Origin of the sequence: Methanolobus tindarius DSM 2278, assembly GCF_000504205.1 — an archaeon.
GTDB lineage: Archaea > Halobacteriota > Methanosarcinia > Methanosarcinales > Methanosarcinaceae > Methanolobus > Methanolobus tindarius.
In genome coordinates, this window is record NZ_AZAJ01000001.1 from 2,198,811 (window position 1) to 2,217,330 (window position 18,520).

Genomic DNA, 18,520 nt, shown 5'->3' on the forward strand with positions numbered 1-18,520 from the left:
TATATTAACGGATATGAACTCATGACAATGGAAGTAGACATACTTGAACTGTCAGAGAGGTCTGCAAAGTTTATATTATCCAATGCAAGTGCAGCATTTGCTAATGGTGTCAGAAGAGCAGCGCTCTCTGACGTACCTACTCTTGCTATAGATGATGTGAACATTTATAATAACACATCAGTCCTCTTTGACGAGCAGTTAGCGTTAAGGCTTGGCCTTATACCTTTGACGACAGACATTGAGGAGTTCGTACCAGTAGATGAGTGCACCTGTGGCGGCGCCGAATGTCCTGCATGTAAGGTTTCTCTTACACTCAGTGCTGAGGGTCCGAGGATGGTATATTCAGGAGATCTCATTTCTTCTGATGAAAGAGTGCAGGCAGCTGACCAGAATGTTCCTATCATTGATTTGAAGGAAGGCCAGAAGGTTGTGCTTGAGGCTATTGCTCACATGAACTATGGCCACAAACATGCAAAATGGCAGGCTGGTGTGGCATGCGGCTACAAGAATATGCCTATAGTCACGTTTGAAAACTGTGATGAATGTGGTGCATGTGTGAAAGAGTGTCCTAAAAACATCATTCACATTGGTTCGAACGGTGCAGAAATATCCGGTGACGATATCCTTAAATGTATTCTCTGCAAACTCTGTGCATCTGTCTGTGAGATTAATGCAATAACTGTGTCTGAAGATGAAAATTCTTTTATTTTCACGATGGAATCTGATGGTTCATACACGGTTCAACAGTTAATTATAAATGCAGGAACAACTATTAAGGAGAAAGCCAGCCGGTTAGGAGAGATTTTAGAGTCCCTCTGACACGGTTTTAGGAGATTTACTCTCCTAATAATTTATATTAAATCGTAGGAAATCCGACTTGATGCGGGGGTTGCCCAGCCAGGCCAAAGGCGCTAGGTTGAGGGCCTAGTCTCGTAGGAGTTCGTGTGTTCGAATCACACCTCCCGCACCAAATATCTTTTCTAAAATATCATTTTGTATAATTATATAATTCTCTAGACTATGTTATGTGTTAACTGATATTCAAAATTGCTTCATACAGGATTTTAATTAAGAAATAATCAGGGATTGATGTTTTCAATCTTTACGTCTAATTTAATCTTTTGAATGGTGCCTTACTTCCTCAATTTCAGCCTTTCCAAGAGCTTTGAGGAAATGTGCTGCACGTATGGTTGTATGCTGTTTTTTTTCTCTCATACGGGCCTGGTATACGCGGATAGAACGTAGAAAATCAATCTTGCGGAACTCCGGCCAGAATGGTGCACAGAAGTAAGCAGCACATTCATTTCCATTGGCTTGCCAGGGAAGGAAATTGGAAACTCTTTCATCTCCTCCGGTACGTATTATAAGATCCACATCCGGCAGAGCAGAATTTCCCGAAGGGTATAGATGACTGGATATCGTATCTTCGTTTATGTCATCAGGTTCTATACTACCAGATTCAACCTTGCTGGCTATTTCTTTAACAGCCTGGACGATTTCCTGTCTGCCACCATATGCGATAGCAACGTTGAGTACAAAATTATCATATTCTGACGTTAAAAGTTCTACATTCTTAATTGAATCTTTAAGTGGCTCTGGTAATTTCTCAATATCACCGATAGCGTGAACACGCATTTTTCTTTCATGCGTTCTTTCATCAACTACTATTTCATCAAATTTCAATCTTATAAGGTCAAAAAGCTTATCCTTTTCATCATTATTCCTGTTGAAATTCTCTGTAGAAAAAGCATAGATTGTAAGATATTCTATGCCAAGGTTGCAAGCCCATTCCATAACATTTTCAGTTACGTCTGCTCCTCTGGCGTGTCCATAGGAAGTTATCTGTCCAAGTTTTCGTGCATATCTTCGGTTTCCATCCATTATAATAGCTACATGCCGGGGAACTCTCTCGCTCTTCACTTCCTGTGTGAGCAGACGTTCATATCCTTTGTAAACTATTCCGGGTATGCTTTTTAGTATACTTGACACTCCCGCATGTTAGGTAAAAACAATTCTCTTATGGACTTGACTTCTATTTAAGACTAATTAAACAAAAAAGAAGATGGAATTAATAATTGTCAAGCACGTTCCTGACAATATCTCTGTAATCTTCCTTAAGCAGGTAAATATTGTGATCACCGGTAACATCAATGCTCAGGATTCCAAGCCTTGTGTTCATGAGTCCTACCATTGCTGAGACGCCTCTGTAACTCACATCAAAATCCGTATCATGAAGATGCTCGTACACGTCCCCTGTAGTAAATTTATCACCATTTAGGAACAGTTTCAGTACTACTTTACGTATACCTGTATCATCGCGACTAAGATATTTTATAAGCCTTTCTCTTACCCGCTCTTCAATCGTTTCCAGTACAAACACCTCTTTCTTCAATATGTTATTTTATCTTATAAAACTATTTATTTGCAATAGCTTTAAAACCTGCATTGTATATGAAAATTGTACCATCTATATCATTCTCACATATATATTTTGGCCTTTCACAAAGGTATTTTCTCAACAATTAGTCCTTCTTCAAAAGGATATCTTTCTATTATGTACAATTTTCTACCAGTCAGCCTAATATATTCTGCAATGTCCTCAAGAATCCACCAGGCAAGATCTATTCCCTTGGATTTTATTTCCATCATATCCGCAGGAACTTTAATCTGTTTCAGCTTTTCAGAAACAGCTTCCAGGTCACTTTCCGTGCATTCTATATGTCCGTAATAAACAGTTCCATCCTCACCAATTTCATCAAAAAGCCTTGCTGTATTCTCCGCAATCCGTATGAGTCTTTTACGAAGCTGTACTGCGTCCTTATAGCTTGATGAGCAGAAATGCATCTTTTCACAATCTTTTGCCACTTCCCGGGCAAACATCTCAGAACCAGCTACTGCATTTGATATGTCATCTATAAGAGAATATCCCCGTTTAATCATGGCATGTGAATTAGTTTCTGAAAATTCGAGTTCATTTAGGTTCAGGAAACACTTCATACTGTTTGCAAACTGTCCTACATGTTCTACACCATCAATAGATGGAATCTCAATGCCTACTTCCATTTCTAATTCTCTGGCATTTTTGATGGAACTTGCATAACCTGTTTTTTCAAGTTCCTTCCATGATTTAACCGGTGGATGAAACCTAATCTCGTTCAGGCCTGAATCTGCCAGTTCTTTTAATGTATCATAGTCAGGTGCCATGGATGTGTACATATGAACATGGTGCTGCTGTCCAAAACTACTTTTCAGGAGTCTTATATAGTGAACAACCTTTTCTTTTCTAAGAAGTGGCTCTCCTCCTGTAATTCCTGTTCCCAGTGCATCCATCTGTAAAGCTTCATCTACAACATCCGTGTCTGAAAGAACCTTTCTTTCGTTAGCAAAGGTCAGATCTGTGCGTCTTTCTTCAGATACCGGGCAGTAAAAACAATCCTTTGGGCATATACCTGTAATGAAAAGAACCATTTTTGCTCCTTGCTGGCAGAGCTTACAACCTTCTGAAAGAAATGAATAGAAAGAACCAGCTTCTCCCTGTATGACCTTGCTCATCAGAGCATTCTATAACCTGCAGGTATTTAAGGCTATTTTACTTCAGGGTTAATACTATCTAATATTTACACGTTAGTATTTCCAGATGGAAGAACGAGATGGTTTTATTGTCTCAATAGGTTGCCGCAAATGCGGTAAATGTGAGAATGTTTGTCTTAATGGGGCTCTTTACAGGATCAACGGTTTTGTCAATGTTGATCATCAAAAATGCGACCTTTGTATGAAATGCGTGAAAATATGCCCTAATAAGGCACTGGTCTACATGGAATAAATTCCATGTTCCAGAACCTTTGTAAGAGTTGAATCTATTTTTTATCTGCTTCCATACCAATAGAAAATGCCTTGCCCAGGAAATCACCAAGTCCGTAGTAACTTCTCTCCGGTGAATAGATAATTGGTCTGATTTTTCTGATATCCGGATTACCTTTTTCATCGAGTACAGATTCATCTGCTTTAACATCCATTATCTCACCAACAAACTGAGTATGAAGTCCAAGTTCGAAGCTTTGAACCAGTTTGCATTCAAGTATAACAGGAAATTCTTCTACAAATGGTGCATACACCACTTCACTTTTAATTGGTGTAAGTCCCATTTTTTCAAACTTGTCCTCATCCCTTCCACTTGCAATTCCAAAATAATCTGTCTCTTTGACATAGTCCTCGGATGGAATGCTAATGGTGAAAGCTTCCTTTTCCATTATATTGGCGTAACTGTATGTTGCTTTTCGCAGTGATACGCTTATACATGGAGGATCCGAGCAGCATATTCCTGCCCAGGCTGCAGTCATAGCGTTTGCATTTCCAAACATGTCATAGGTTCCTACCAGCCATGCAGGGGTAGGGTATGCCAATGTCTTTGCTCCGATTGATTGTTTCATAAGAACACCTCTATAAAAATAGTGTTGAAGAAGCTTTAATCTTACGGCAGCTGAGCTGCGGTATTCCTGCTTCTTTGCACTAGATCATTCCTCTGAAAACAATTCTTGAAAAAATGGTCGATACTGTAAAAACTATTATTGTCACAGGAAGTATCTGCCCAATTTCATACCTTAATTGTGCCCTGTCCCCGCCATACTCTATGGTTCCGGAGAATCGTATCAATATCACAGTTATTAATATGATATATATGCCAATTGCAAACATGAAAAGATCAGATGGTATGGACTGGTTAAGATTTTCCAGTGAAATCTGTGCAGGTCCGGGAAGTGAATTCTCGGGAAGCCTCTGGATGCTTTCTGATATGTTCTGAAGGATCTTTGCTATGACTTCAGAGAGTGCGATGGTGACACCTGCAATAAGCGGTGCAAATACTGCTGCTGTGGAGCGCATTGTGGAGGTCATATCATACAATGATTGTTTGATATTGAGTTCCACATCCTGAAGCTCTTTAAGGTGGTCTGCAAGTTTTACAATTGCAACACCTGCTATCTCATGGCTTTTATGAGTACTTTCCACAAGCAGTTTCATTGTGGTCTTTATCCTTTCAGAATAAATGTTTTTGAAAGCTCCGAAATCCTCATCGAATATTGCAGAGTAGACATCTGTTCTCATATTCATAAGATTCAGCGATATTCTTTCAAACGCCGGTGTAATATCTGATCCGTCCATGGTACTTGCAGTGTGTATGAATGCATCTTCTGCGGATCTGCCTTCTGATATCCTCCTCCCAAGAATAAAAAGAGCATCTGAAAATTCGTTTTCCATCTTGCATATTTCATCCCTTATTTTTTTATATGGGGCATAACTGATGTTCAGGTAAATTGCTACTGCAAAGACAATTCCCCATATGATAAAGAGCGTAGGTGGGACTATTCCTTCGAGTGTATCAGTGGAAACAATATTCCAGGGATTTCCTTTAAGAATTAGCATGTATCCAAGTGAAGAGATAACAGAACCTATTACCAGAGATGTGATTAATGCTTCCTGCTTTCTCTTTCTGATGCCCGCAAGACCTGGATGTACGTCAGGAATATTCTGTGGAATGAATGCAGCCGGACGTTGCATAAGTATGTATTCTGCATAGGCAAACGTGAAAAGCGGGAGTATAATGTCGTAAACGATCACAAGTGTTCCGAGTCCAAACCTGATGCCCACCACCGTAATGGCTGGCATGAGTGCCACAAGTGCAAGAGGTATAAGGATGAATACTGAATAAAGCACATAAGTAGGTGTTTTAAGTTTGGATGCGAAGCTGTCCATGAGATTTTTCGTACTTTCAAGCACCAGGTCAAGTGATCTGTTCAGTGTTATTATCCTCTGAGCTTCGTCAGGTTCGCTGGTTGAGCTTTTAATGAGGTGTAGTGCCCTTTTGAAAAATTCACTATCCTTGCCCCAGAGATTTGAAAATTCAAGTATTGCATCATCAATTCCACGATATTCCCTCACATGCAGGTTCCATATCATTTTCTTCAGGTCTTTTGCAAGCGGTCTACCGGAATTTTCTGCGGCAAATCGAATGGCTACTTCCATATTGGGCACAAGTTTCATAGACATTACAAGATAGCTCACTATCTCCGGCATATCTCCCAGTGAGCTGACTTTCATCCATTTTGCATGTAGTTTGATATATTCGCTTGTATAAAGAAGAATAGCCAGAGGGAACAGAAGGCTCAACACTATTACAGCCTGAAGGGTTGAGCTTTCAAAGCTTGTCATCCTGAACAGAAAATAATCAAATATCAATATGCTTACAAGTGTGCAGGCAGCCGCAATATAGGAAAAGAGTACGGTTTCATAGGGTTCAAGTCCCATTCCTGTGTAGATCATTGCATTACGATATTCTTCACTGGTTGCATTGTCGGCTTTTTGCCGGAATGTTTCCAGGTCTTTTAGCAGCCAGTTAAAGTTTGCAGATGTGAACTTACATCCATGATAGTACCAGTTTTCACTGTACAGTCTGACCACCTTCTGTGAAGTAATCTTCATTTGTGATCAGGTCACACGATCCATCAAGAATAAGCTCATCAAAAGAAAGTGCAGTTAATTTATCCTGAGTCTTGCTATCTTCCCATTTCATACTGCCTGTGTCATCTGTATCACTGCCCCCTGGTTTTTCTTTTGTCTCATCTTTTTTTCCTGAAAAAGAAGAAAACCATTCAAACCATCTGTCATAGACTCTCTGATAGTTGATACCATCAGGTTCAGCAACTTCCCTGTCCATTAGCATCCAGAACATGTTGTTAGCTATCGCAACATTCCTTGCTTCAAGTAGATGGGGTTGCTCCAATCCTGATTCTGCAATCTTTCCTTTAATCATGGCTCTCATGCGAATATTGAGGGCAGCTTCATCCATGGATATGCCCCATTTATCTGCTATTTTTCCAATGAGTACAGACTGTCCTCTGTCCATGAGATCCGATGGCAAAAGCTTGTCCGTTGAAGCATCATAACTGAGTATGTCAGAGAAAACTTTTCCTGAATTATCATCCCATTTATCGTTGACCTCTGCAATTTGCATAAGCCTCCTTTTCATTGTCATACTGCCTGACATTCTTGTATTCGCACAGACTATTACTGCATCAGTAGCTTTGAATGAGGCAGGCGGCACTTCCAGAGTATTAACTATCCTCTCATAAACTGCATCTGTGGATGAGCCATGAATTGTGCCAATAACTGAGTTTCCGGCTGCACCAACCTGCATGGCTTCGTACAGCACCGCAACTTCAGGTCCTCTTACTTCTCCCATAACAAGTGATGAACTGCCAAGTCTAAGGGAAGCGCGCAATGCAACGGAAGGCTCGATTTCAACTCCGTATTTCATGATGGCAGACTGGGAATTAAGTCCCTGTACCTTCCATCCCATTTCCTGAAGCTCTTCAATGGGTATCTCTGGTGTATCCTCTATCGTTATCATGCGGTACTTCTGCGGCATTTCCAGAAGCAATGCGCACATAAGTGATGTCTTTCCGGCTCCTACGCCGCCAGCCACCAGCACAGATGCCTGTCCGTCCATAATAAAACTCAGAAGACCTGCTGCAAGTGGTGAAATTGAACCCTTGTTTATTAGTTTTGGCAACGTCCACGGGTCTTTTGCATGCTTCCTGAAAGCATAGGCTATACCTTTTGCACTGAGGGGATCACCAATAACCGATACTCTAACACCGTATTCCCTCAGGAACATCTCAAGAACCGGGGTAGCTTCACCAAAGGGTCTTCCACTTATCGACCGCAGTCTCGAAACCATGGATTCCATATCATCCTGTGACAGGTAAATGTTGGAAATACATTCTTCTCCGTCAAGAACTACATGAACGGGATTCTGGTCTGCCGGTGCGTTTACATAGACGTCTGTAACACGCTCGTCTGATAGCAAATCCTCAAGGATGCCAAGTCCAGTTGTGTACTTTGTAAGAAGATCACAGCAGAGTTTAATCTTTGCAGGGTCGGATATTATTTCCTCGGCATCTTTCTCATCGAGTAGGAACTGCTTACTAAGCCTGTGGAAATACTCCCTTGAACTACCAGAGTCTGCAAATTGGAGATCTGCAGGCCGGTGAGAAATCATCTTTTTCCTGATTCTTTCTATCAGTTTCAGTTCCTTCTCTTCAAGTGAATACTCAACCGGATTTATTATGTACATTTTTTCCGGACGGTCTGTCAGCTGGTATATATTAACCGGCAGGTTTCTTTCATCCTGGTAACAAATGTCGTAACATTCAAGAAATAATGTATTGTCCGGTGGTTCGGTGTATATTCTGGATGTTGAAAAGGGAGGTCTGACATAGGAACGCAGATGGCTTTCATAATCGATAGCATAACCTTCGTCACCAGTTCTGTCTGTTATCGTGTGGAGATTTATGGATTTTTCAGATACTGTTCCTGCATTACAGGTAATCCTTTCGGATATTGCTTTCATTTCCAGCAAAGTGCTGAGAAATCTCTGTCTGCAGAGTGAACATTCATTCCGAATATCAAAGCAACTGTCTTTTGATTCGCTGTATTCTGCTAGCTTTTCAATTGTATAACATGTTTTTAATGGATCAGTTCCTGCAGTTGAGATTATTGAATCCATAATCATTGTGTGTTCTTTTTTGCAGAGACTGGAATTGTCACAGCTTTCAGTTGTGAACCTGGAATTTCTATATGGTATCAGCTTATCCTGCAAGCCTGCCATGAGATAAATTGCATCCAGGGCTCCGCTTTCATAATCTCTTTCGTATAGATTTGCAAGTGTAAGTCTTTCAACAGCAGGCTCTTTTCTAAGTATCTGAAAAATATTCATTCTGCAATGTTCGTTTTGCAGGCTGGATTCATGTTCACATTCACTACAATCAATTGTGATGTTTCTGCTGCTTCTGGAAACTTTCAACCTGTAAGGGCAGAGTTCATCTTTTTCCGATTTTTTTCCTGTCAGCAAATTAAATCTGGAAGTTAATTTGCTAATCATGTCGTTGGTCTTTCTTTTTTCAAGGTCTTTTGCCGGAACTATGCCTGCAAGTATCATCTCTTCTTCAGGTAAGATCATTTGCATTTGCGGATAATCTGTGCTATCTTCTATCATGTCAGAACTATTATTTAAGTCACTATTCGCTATGCAGGTAGTTTTTCTTTTTTTTAGTACCACGTTTTTCACCACCCATGAAGTTTTTTCAAATGAAAAACGAATATATTAAAAGTTTTCTAAATTAAATTTTAAGTATTTACTTATTTATGAACTTATTTTTTAGATGACTTTTAGAAGGGTTTGATATCACCGGGTATTGGAATAAGATTTTCAGCAACAAGCGTTAATACAATACTTTCACATTACTTCCCACTGGGTTTTATACTCCCGAATCATATTATCTTTAAAGACCGGAGGTCTGCATGGGTATATACACCGTATCACAGCTAAATGAGCACATAAAAAAGGTTCTTACAAGCGATCCACAACTATCTCAAGTGTGGGTTCGCGGTGAAATATCGAACCTTACTAAACATAGCTCCGGTCATCATTATTTCACTCTGAAGGATGGAAACGCACAGATAAGCTGCGTAAGTTTCAGGATGACCAACAGGACACTTAAATTCGAACCTGAGTCTTCGATGAAAGTCCTTGTATTCGGAACTGTTGACGTTTACACTGTCCGTGGCCAGTATCAGCTCAGGGTTCTTGATATGCGTCCTGATGGAATCGGTGAGCTTTACAAGGCATACGAACAGCTCAGGAACAGGTTACAGGAAGAAGGTTTGTTCGATGTGGTGCACAAGAAGAAGATTCCTCAGTATCCTTCAAAGATTGGTGTAATTACGTCACCCACCGGGGCAGCAATCCATGATATACTTCACGTACTAAGGCGCAGGTTCCCTGTGGATATCCTGCTAAGTCCGGCGATAGTGCAGGGTGAAAATTCCGCAGAGAGCATTGTAAAAGCTCTTGAATATCTAAACCGGACTGATGTAGATATGATTATCCTGGGGAGGGGTGGTGGTTCTCTGGAAGACCTGTGGTCTTTTAATGAAGAGGTAGTTGCAAGGGCTATATTTGAATCCGGGATTCCTGTAATATCGGCTGTGGGTCATGAAACGGATTATACAATATCAGATTTTGTGGCAGATGTACGGGCCCCAACGCCATCAGCAGCAGCCGAAATTGCAGTTCCTGAAAAGACTGACCTGAATAAACACGTAGAATCTATGATATTACGTATGCAGCAGGCTGCAATACATCTTATTGCTGATAAGCGGCATCATGTTGGCTATCTTTATTCGCGTATAGAGCCGGAAAGATTTGTGGAGATCCTGAGACGGGATATGCAGAGGGTTGATGAACTAAGTTCCCGCATAGAGATGGCTTTTGGAAGAGCAATGGAATCCAGGCATGCTTCACTTAGCGGACTTGCAGGCAGGCTGAATGCAGTAAGTCCTCTGAACACTCTTGAACGTGGTTACAGTATTGCTTTGAAAAGTGAGAATCATGCTGTGATCAGAAGTGTTGGTGATGTGAAGACTGATGATTCGGTCGATGTAAGACTAATGGATGGTACTCTTGAGTGCAAAGTAATGGGTACTAGGTCAGAGAAGGGAAATAATTGCAATGGCGCTAACAGAAATGGTAATGGCTGAAATTATAAGAAACCTGAAAGAACAGGAAGGATTAGGAGCTGAAGTTTATGGCAAGAACTAGAAAAAGTTCTGAAGAAAACACAGATGTTGGGAAACGCCAGATGAGTGATCTTATGAGTAATTCGGCAGATTCAGAAAAACTGGGCTTTGAGGAGTCTCTTGAAGAACTAGAATCTCTGGTTGAGAAACTCGAACGAGGGCAAATGACTCTGGATGAGAGTCTGGGGCTATTTGAGCGTGGCATGAAACTTGCCAGGATATGCAACCAGAAGCTTTCAAAGGCTGAAAGGAAGATTGAGATTCTGATAGAAGAAAATGGTAATCTGAAGACTGAAACTTTTATTGAAGAATAAATCCATTCCGGATAACGGAGGCTTTCTGTGAAAAAAGGATTTGATGGTGAGAAGTACGAGAAGTTCTCGGCACCACAGCAAGAGTGGGGCAGCAAAGTAATGAATGAGCTTGGCCTGAAAGGCGGAGAGCATATCCTTGATCTTGGTTGTGGCAATGGTCTTCTCAGCTCTAAACTTGCAGAAAAGGTTCCAAATGGAAAAGTAATTGGCATTGACAGTTCTTCTTCCATGCTTGAACAGGCAGAGAAACACAAAACTGGCAACCTGGAGTTTTTACTGTGCGATATTACTGATTTGGGATTTGAAAATGAGTTCGATGTTGTGTTCTCAAATGCTGCTCTTCACTGGGTGAAAGATCATTCTCTGGCTCTGGGACACATATACCAGTCAATGAAAAATAGTGCTATCATGAGAGCACAGTTTGCCGGTGAAGGTAATTGTCTGAACCTTGCTTCAATTCTTCAGGATGCAATGTCTTCTCCAGAATTCAAAGATGATTTCAGTTTATTCAAGTGGCCCTGGTATATGCCCGGTGTAGAAGAATACGAACATTTGCTTGCAGAATCAGGTTTTGAGGATATTCGTGTCTGGATGGAGAACGCTGATCGCAATTTTCCGGATGAAGAATCCTATGTTGGATGGATAGACCATCCAGGACTTGTTCCATTTATCTCCCATCTACCGGAGGATAGGGCTGCGCTTTTCAGGGACCATGTTGTCAGAGAAGCAAAGAAGATTGCTGTGCAGGAAGATGGGACGTATTTTGAGTATTTCCGCCGTCTAAATGTATATGCGGTAAAAAAGTAAAATGGCAAATGCTTTAAAGCAATTGTCTGAAATTCTGTTTTGTGTTCTATTTTCCGATTTCAGTTTTCTTCCAGGTATCTCTTACCAAGAAGTATAACGCTGCTTCCGGTGAGAATCACAAGGAAAATTGCTATGATGAGTCCCTCTGTTGTGAAATCCTGCCATGAGTGCACAGAGGCCCATATACCACTTCTTGTGACAAAGGTTGCAAATATAACAAGTATGAAAGATGCAATAGCAAGCAATGGTGCCAGGAATCCGTATTCTCCATATCTTGAACGTGATTGTGCGTGAAGATATGCTGTGGCAGTTATCCATGGTATTAGTGAAGATGTTTCTACAGGGTCCCATGTCCAGTACCATGCTCCCCATCCGAGAACTTCGTATGCCCAGAAACCTCCAAGACCTATTCCAAGTGTAAGGAAAAGCCATGCAATTCTCATCCAGTCTCTTGAGATTAAGGTCCAGCGGCTGTCTTTTGTGATTAAGTTAGCAACAGCAGCTACAAAAGGAATGGTAAATGCTGCATAGCCCAGGAAAAGCATTGGAGGATGGATAGCCATCCATGGGTTTCTCAGGAGAGGATTCATTCCCTGGCCGTATTGTACATCGTAGAGTGTGACAAAAGGATTCCAGTTAGTTGGTTCTATGGAACCTGAGGGCAGAATCCTGAAAGCTGAAAATGGATTGTCTATTACAAGCAGTATCAGGAATACAGATACAATTGCCATTGTTACCATTGTGGTAATGTCCATTAGTTTTGATTCTGCAAACTCCTTTGTGTGGCCGGTGTAACGCACAAACATAAGCATTGCAAGAATTGCCCATGCCCAGAGCAGAAGGGAGCCCTGCTGGCCTGCCCAGAATGCTGAAATGCGGTAGAACCATGAAAGATCGGTACTTGAATGATTATACACGTATTCGTAGGATGCATTCACACCAAGCAGGTGTATAATTAGCATAATTGATGAGAGCGTGATAGCAAGCGTGCAGAGCATTTCAAGCTTCTTTGTCAGTAATCCTGATTTGTGGTCAGAGCTTGTATAATATTTTATTGAAGTAAATGTAGCTCCAAGTCCGCAGATGAAGGATATCCATATAAGTATCATTCCAAAATTCAAATCATCACCTCTTGTCCTTCATTCTTTTTGTTTTACGCTTCTTTATTTCCTGCTGAAGCATGCGGTCGTATTTGTCTTCATTATCTGCGGTATCAGGACGAATTTTTTCTGATGCGGTGCTGGTGGAATGACTCATTTTTTCTTTTTTTCCACGATCAGTAAACAGAAGGACAGCAATGCCTATTACCATGAGGTAGATGCCTCCCCAGAGACAGTTAATGAATGGGACAGTTCTCATGTAAAGATCAATTTCACCGGCAGATTCATCAATAGCTCTTGGAGCGATGAAAAGTTCCTCGGTGAGTCCGCGATTTATGTAAGTGGTTGTGTATGTCTGTCCCCATTTGAAATCGGTGATATAGTTCACTTTACCACTCTTAAAATAACTGCCATCCTTGTAAATATCAAAAATAACCTCAGTAGTGTAAGATGATGCAGGATAGCTCCTGAAAGCTTCTCCGCTGTAGTATGAGTTCATGCTGTTCATCTTAAGTTGGTAGTGTTGTCCACCAAAGCTTATGATTTCATTGGAATCTGAACTTAGGATTGCAGAACCTTCCATTTTCATATTGGAACTAAGGACTATTCCAAGCAGGATCATCAGTATCCCAATGTGAATTACATGTGCGCTGATTTTCCTGATCATTTCTTTAGTTGCAGCATTCTTTCTGCTCATTATCATATTATATATGCGATAAAAGGTTGCCAGCAGGGCTACTATCAGTATTGGCAGGGAAATATCGATAGGAGTATTTCCAAATGGTGATATCACTGCAAAAATAATTGAAAGCAATGCTGAACCCGCTACTACCGGAATCACGTATTTTTTATCTGCATAACCTGTGAGCATGCAAGTGCTCAGAAGCAGTACCAGTGCAGCAACAGGAATTGCAGACCGGTTGTTAAAATATGCAGACTCAAGGCTCAGGTCCACGCCGTTTACGAGCTTCGCGATAAGTGGGGTTAGCATCCCCATTGTGATGATAGTTGCCAGTAAGAGAAAAGTGACAACAGTCGCAAGCATGGTATTACTGTTTGTCAGGTTTGGTATTTTGTTTTTCATCTTGCGGGAAATTTTATGTGTACAACGTATTTATAGTTAGAGCTATTTTATCCGTTGTACTTTGATATATTAAACAAAGGTATTGCAAACGGAAATTGCAAAAAAGAGTTTTCAAAGAGGTTTGTTATTTGATAGAGATAATCATCACTGCTGTGTGGCTGATGCTTCCTGCTTACCTTCCAAATTCTATGGCTGCTGTTTTTGGTGGTGGCCGTCCTATAGATGGTGGCAGAACGATGTCTGATGGACGTCGCATGCTTGGAGATGGGAAAACCTGGCGCGGTCTTATTGCAGGTACAATATGCGGAATGTTACTGGGCCTGTTACAGATGTATTATCTTAGCAGAAGCAGCAGCATATTTGGTGTTGAACTGCCATCCTTCGGGGAAGGTATGGGTGCGCTGCTTGTGATATTCACCCTTTCATTCGGCTCGCTTCTGGGTGATATGTCCATGAGTTACTTCAAACGCAGGATGGGGTACAAGAGAGGTGCCGCCCTTCCAGGTGTTGACCAACTTGATTTTGTCATGGGTGCATGGCTACTGACATTGATTGCTTCACCTGCATGGTTTTTGGGTAATTTCACTTCCGGCATTGTCCTTACTTTGCTCATCATAACTCCTCTGTTACATTTTGTGACAAACGTTGTTGGTTATTTCATCGGGGTAAAAAATGAGCCCTGGTGATTAACAGAGTTTAACAATTATCAAACAAATAATCTATTTAGTAATTATTAGGAATTATTCAATTATCGGTGATTTTATGTCTCACGGGAATGGCAAACGTACATTAATTGATGCATTAAAGGCATGTGGTGCAGTCAAATTTGGTGACTTCACACTTGCTTCCGGAAAGAAGAGCAGCTATTATATTGATATTAAAAAGGCAAGCACTGATCCTAAAACCCTGAAAATTATAGCAAAGGAAGCAGGAAAGGTCATTAAGGATATGAATCTCGATGCTGTTGGCGGTGTTGTGCTTGGTGGCGTTCCACTTGCAACAGCGGTTTCAATGGAGACTGAGCTTCCTCTGATTCTTATTCGTAAGTCTGAGAAAGAATATGGTACTGGTGGACGCTTTGTTGGTGATTTCCAGGAAGGTTCAAAGATATTGCTTCTTGAAGATGTAACTACCAGTGGCGGTTCTGTAATGGACGCTATTGTGGCAATTCGTGAAGCAGGGGCTGTTGTTGACAGTGTAATCACTGTTGTTGACCGTGAGTCCGGGGCAGAGAAAAGCCTGAGTGATATAGGTGTGAAACTTGTCCCTCTTGTCAGGGCAAGTGATCTCATCTGATACTTCTATTTTTCTCATTTGAACATCCGAATAAAAGACAAGTTATTTATTTCAGGAATTAGAACTCTCTGGTATTCTAATTCCTACTTATAATCAAACAAAAATATCCTGAATCAATTGAATATCGATGTATTACATCTAACAATCTGATAAGATTTTTCTGATAAATTTTGATAAATGAGGTTTCATAAATGAATATACTAGTAGTTGGTGGCGGCGGAAGAGAGCATGCTATCGTGGCAGCGATTGAGCGTAGCAGGCAAGACCCGTCCATCTATGCAGTGATGTCAAAGAAGAACCCAGGCATTGCTGCTCTTTGTGAAGATTATCTTCTTGAGAAGGAGACTAACGTTGAGAAGGTGGTCGAGTATGCTGTTTCTAAGAACATCGAACTTGTTGTAGTTGGTCCGGAAGCACCTCTTTCAGTGGGTCTTGCAGATGCCCTTGAAGCAGAAGGCATCAGCGTTGCAAGTCCTAAACAGAAGGTTGCACAGCTTGAGTTCGATAAGGCATGGGCACGCAACTTCATGAGGAACAACAATATTGCAGGGTGTCCTGTTTTTGATGTTTTCACTGATAAGGATGCAATGGATGCTTTCATCGATGAGCTTGGAAATGTTGCTATCAAGCCTGCCGGTCTTACAGGTGGTAAGGGTGTCAAGGTAATGGGCGACCAGTTACCGAACCTAAAGGCTGCAAAAGAGTATGCTGCAAGTCTTCTTGATATGGGAAGTGTTGTTGTTGAGGAGAACCTCGTTGGTGAGGAGTTCACACTTCAGGCTTTTGTTGATGGAAAAAACCTTGCTTTCATGCCAACAGTCCAGGATCATAAGAGAGCATTTGAGAATGACCTCGGACCAAACACCGGCGGAATGGGTTCATACAACGCAGCAGGTGAAATTCTTCCGTTCCTGACCGCTGAAGATGTTGAGAATTCAAAACAGATAATGAAGGATACCATCAAGGCACTTTATAAGGAAACCGGACAGGAGTACAAGGGAACACTCTACGGTCAGTTCATGATTACAAATGACGGTCCAAAGGTTATTGAGTTCAATGCACGTTTCGGTGACCCTGAGGCAATGAACGTACTGCCTCTGCTTGAGTCTGATTATGTTGATGTGCTGGCTGCAATGGCAAGCGGCACACTTGATAAGGTTAATGTGAAGTTCAGCAGCAAGGCAACAGTATGTAAGTATGCTGTTCCTGCAGGTTATCCTGATGACCCTACAAAGGACAGGGAAGTAACTGTGGGTGACATTGGTGATGCAATTCTTTTCTATTCAAGTGTTTATGAGAAGGATGGAAGGGTTTACACCACAGGTTCAAGGGCTGTTGCTGTTGTAGGTGTTGCTGATTCAATTGAAAAGGCAGAAGAGATAGCCCAGAATGCTCTGGAGAATCTTACCGGTGATCTTCATTACAGGAATGATATTGGTAAGCAGTTCCTTATCCAGAGGCGTATTGACCACATGAATGAAATACGCGGGCAATAGTTTTATTAGTTATATAGTGAGGGTTTAAGTATGAAGCACCTGATTTCAATGGCAGACCTGACTCATGATGAGATCAATGAGTTACTCGATATGGCGGAGGACCTTAAGGAAAAACGCCTGAGAGGTAAGGTCACAGACCTGCTAAAGAATAAGAGTCTCGGCATGATTTTCGAAAAGTCATCTACACGTACCCGTGTGTCTTTTGAGGTTGCGATGTGTGACCTTGGAGGGCATGCTCTCTATCTTAACGCTAGGGATATGCAGCTTGGCAGAGGCGAGACTGTAGGCGATACTTCCGAGGTTCTTTCAAGATATCTTTATGCTATTATTGCAAGGGTCTATAGCCATGAGACGGTGAAACAACTGGCGGAAAATTCCTCAATTCCAGTTATTAATGCACTTTCGGATAAGGAACACCCATGCCAGATTCTTGCTGACCTCCTCACTATCCGCGAATACAAGAGTAAGATAGCCGGCCTGAAATATGCGTGGGTTGGTGACGGAAATAATGTTTGTAATTCTGCTATTATTGGCGGTGCCCTTATGGATATGGAAGTTGCGGTTGCATGTCCTCCCGGATATGAGCCGGATGAGGACATTGTTGAGCTTGCAAGGGAACTTGGCGGAAATATTACTATCACCAATGACCCGTCTGAAGCTGTAAAAGATGCAGATATCCTTTATGCTGATGTGTGGGTTTCTATGGGCGATGAGGAGGAGCGCGAGAAGCGCCTGAAAGACCTTGCACCATACCAGATAAATACTGAACTGGTGGAGCAGGCTAAACCTGATGTCATTGTTATGCACTGTCTCCCTGCACACCGCGGTGAAGAGATTAGCGCAGAGGTCATGGACGGTCCTCATTCAGTTGTCTTTGACCAGGCAGAGAACCGCCTGCACGCTCAGAAAGCTCTCCTTATGAAAATGATGGCATGATATTTTCAGTCCATTCATTTTTAATCATATTTTTTGAATTATATTTATCTCTGCTTTCATTATTTTTCATAATCATATACAAGGGGCACTCTTATATAGTATTGTCACACACGTAACGTGTATTATAAAGAAACAAGTGTGGGGTTACAATATGAAGAAAATATTAACACTATTAGCTGTGCTTATATCTCTTGTAGGAATGGCATCAGCGGCAACGACTGTGGAACTAGACGAAACAGATTTTGGATGTACTGAAGCACAATTTGATGTTACAGTAACTGAATATACGACATATGTTGAATGGATGGTAGAGATTGATCCTTCAATTGCACCAATAAGTTCAGCAACAGGTGTTCAACTTGCAATTTCCGATCAGACAGCTCCTGTATTTATTCTTGGTGTAATGCCTGGTGAAGGCGGAATCGATGATTCACAACCTGCTTATAAAGAATATTCAGGAGGATGGGGTCCTGCAACAAATGCCCTTCCTGCAGGAATGTCTGTTACAGGTAATAATGCAGATCTGACAAAGGCAACTACTTTCACTATAATGATTGACAAGACAGTCTTTGAATGTGAATCATTCAGATGGGCAATGAATGTCGTAATTGATGATGACAATGATCCAGGACCGGATAATGCACAGTGCAAGTATCCTATAGGATGGGGATGGAGCTCACCAGCATGTGATTACGTTCCTATGGAAATAAGCTGTGACCAGGGAGAAATACCTGAATTCCCAACTGTTGCACTGCCTATTGCCGCAATTATCGGTCTGGCATTTGTGTTCCAGCGCCGTAAGGACTAATCAGAAAAGTCAGTAAACAAATATGGGCCGGTATAACCGGTCTG

The 18,520-nt window shown here is 41.4% G+C and carries 18 protein-coding genes and 1 tRNA gene; 11 read left to right on the plus strand and 8 right to left on the minus strand.

Features of this window, described 5'->3' with window-relative positions; translation table 11 throughout:
- Positions 1 to 21 precede the first annotated feature (21 nt).
- Both METTI_RS10620 and METTI_RS10625 read left to right on the plus strand, forming a co-directional pair.
- A complete protein-coding gene (locus tag METTI_RS10620; protein ID WP_023845824.1) occupies positions 22 to 819 on the plus strand; it encodes a DNA-directed RNA polymerase subunit D in 798 nt (265 codons plus the stop codon).
- Between the two features lie 63 nt (positions 820 to 882).
- A tRNA-Leu gene (locus METTI_RS10625) sits at positions 883 to 970 on the plus strand.
- 143 nt (positions 971 to 1,113) lie between these two features.
- Here the strand turns inward: METTI_RS10625 and uppS are convergent.
- From uppS to METTI_RS10640, 3 genes are all read right to left on the minus strand, one after another.
- A complete protein-coding gene (gene uppS / locus METTI_RS10630) occupies positions 1,114 to 1,980 on the minus strand; it encodes a polyprenyl diphosphate synthase (protein ID WP_048136107.1) in 867 nt (288 codons plus the stop codon).
- An 88-nt stretch (positions 1,981 to 2,068) separates the two neighbouring features.
- Positions 2,069 to 2,392, minus strand: coding sequence for a DUF2551 domain-containing protein (locus METTI_RS10635; protein ID WP_023845826.1), 324 nt, complete (start codon positions 2,390 to 2,392; stop codon positions 2,069 to 2,071).
- Positions 2,393 to 2,499: 107 nt separating this feature from the next.
- Positions 2,500 to 3,552 carry a radical SAM protein gene (locus METTI_RS10640; RefSeq protein ID WP_023845827.1) on the minus strand — a complete coding sequence of 351 codons (1,053 nt, stop codon included), beginning with the start codon at positions 3,550 to 3,552 and terminating at the stop codon, positions 2,500 to 2,502.
- 85 nt (positions 3,553 to 3,637) lie between these two features.
- Between METTI_RS10640 and METTI_RS15580 the strand changes: the two genes are divergently transcribed.
- Entirely contained in the window at positions 3,638 to 3,823 is a 186-nt protein-coding gene (locus METTI_RS15580; protein WP_023845828.1) for a 4Fe-4S dicluster domain-containing protein, read from the plus strand.
- Positions 3,824 to 3,857: 34 nt separating this feature from the next.
- On the opposite strand, the gene METTI_RS10645 is transcribed toward METTI_RS15580, so the two are convergent.
- From METTI_RS10645 to METTI_RS10655, 3 genes are all read right to left on the minus strand, one after another.
- A complete protein-coding gene (locus METTI_RS10645; RefSeq protein WP_023845829.1) occupies positions 3,858 to 4,430 on the minus strand; it encodes a flavin reductase family protein in 573 nt (190 codons plus the stop codon).
- 79 nt (positions 4,431 to 4,509) lie between these two features.
- On the minus strand, positions 4,510 to 6,477 hold the full coding sequence (locus tag METTI_RS10650) for a hypothetical protein (RefSeq protein ID WP_023845830.1): 1,968 nt from the start codon (positions 6,475 to 6,477) through the stop codon (positions 4,510 to 4,512).
- Positions 6,437 to 9,115 carry a type II/IV secretion system ATPase subunit gene (locus METTI_RS10655; RefSeq protein WP_023845831.1) on the minus strand — a complete coding sequence of 893 codons (2,679 nt, stop codon included), beginning with the start codon at positions 9,113 to 9,115 and terminating at the stop codon, positions 6,437 to 6,439. Before METTI_RS10655 ends, METTI_RS10650 begins: the two co-directional genes overlap by 41 nt.
- 242 nt (positions 9,116 to 9,357) lie before the next feature.
- On the opposite strand from METTI_RS10655, the gene xseA reads away from it, so the two are divergent.
- From xseA to METTI_RS10670, 3 genes are read left to right on the plus strand one after another with little or no spacing between them, the layout of a single operon-like run.
- Positions 9,358 to 10,596, plus strand: coding sequence for an exodeoxyribonuclease VII large subunit (xseA, locus tag METTI_RS10660; RefSeq protein WP_023845832.1), 1,239 nt, complete (start codon positions 9,358 to 9,360; stop codon positions 10,594 to 10,596).
- A 47-nt stretch (positions 10,597 to 10,643) separates the two neighbouring features.
- Complete coding sequence (locus METTI_RS10665) at positions 10,644 to 10,949, plus strand: exodeoxyribonuclease VII small subunit (protein ID WP_023845834.1); 306 nt, start codon at positions 10,644 to 10,646, stop codon at positions 10,947 to 10,949.
- 27 nt (positions 10,950 to 10,976) lie between these two features.
- Complete coding sequence (locus METTI_RS10670; protein ID WP_023845835.1) at positions 10,977 to 11,756, plus strand: methyltransferase domain-containing protein; 780 nt, start codon at positions 10,977 to 10,979, stop codon at positions 11,754 to 11,756.
- Positions 11,757 to 11,815: 59 nt separating this feature from the next.
- Here the strand turns inward: METTI_RS10670 and ccsA are convergent, their stop codons facing one another.
- Both ccsA and METTI_RS10680 read right to left on the minus strand, forming a co-directional pair.
- The gene (gene ccsA / locus METTI_RS10675; protein WP_023845836.1) at positions 11,816 to 12,877 is read right to left on the minus strand and encodes a cytochrome c biogenesis protein CcsA; all 1,062 of its coding nucleotides are present in this window, start codon (positions 12,875 to 12,877) and stop codon (positions 11,816 to 11,818) included.
- 4 nt (positions 12,878 to 12,881) lie between these two features.
- A complete protein-coding gene (locus METTI_RS10680) occupies positions 12,882 to 13,940 on the minus strand; it encodes a cytochrome c-type biogenesis CcmF C-terminal domain-containing protein (protein WP_023845837.1) in 1,059 nt (352 codons plus the stop codon).
- A 128-nt stretch (positions 13,941 to 14,068) separates the two neighbouring features.
- On the opposite strand from METTI_RS10680, the gene METTI_RS10685 reads away from it, so the two are divergent.
- The 5 genes from METTI_RS10685 (at position 14,069) to METTI_RS16115 (ending at position 18,476) form a co-directional block, all read left to right on the plus strand.
- A complete protein-coding gene (locus METTI_RS10685) occupies positions 14,069 to 14,626 on the plus strand; it encodes a CDP-2,3-bis-(O-geranylgeranyl)-sn-glycerol synthase (RefSeq protein WP_023845838.1) in 558 nt (185 codons plus the stop codon).
- Between the two features lie 76 nt (positions 14,627 to 14,702).
- The gene (gene pyrE, locus METTI_RS10690; protein WP_023845839.1) at positions 14,703 to 15,236 is read left to right on the plus strand and encodes an orotate phosphoribosyltransferase; all 534 of its coding nucleotides are present in this window, start codon (positions 14,703 to 14,705) and stop codon (positions 15,234 to 15,236) included.
- 191 nt (positions 15,237 to 15,427) lie between these two features.
- Positions 15,428 to 16,732, plus strand: coding sequence for a phosphoribosylamine--glycine ligase (purD, locus tag METTI_RS10695; protein WP_023845840.1), 1,305 nt, complete (start codon positions 15,428 to 15,430; stop codon positions 16,730 to 16,732).
- Positions 16,733 to 16,762: 30 nt separating this feature from the next.
- Entirely contained in the window at positions 16,763 to 17,668 is a 906-nt protein-coding gene (gene argF, locus METTI_RS10700) for an ornithine carbamoyltransferase (protein WP_023845841.1), read from the plus strand.
- Between the two features lie 151 nt (positions 17,669 to 17,819).
- Positions 17,820 to 18,476, plus strand: a complete 657-nt coding sequence (locus tag METTI_RS16115; protein ID WP_023845842.1) for a PEF-CTERM sorting domain-containing protein — start codon at positions 17,820 to 17,822, stop codon at positions 18,474 to 18,476.
- Positions 18,477 to 18,520 lie beyond the last annotated feature (44 nt).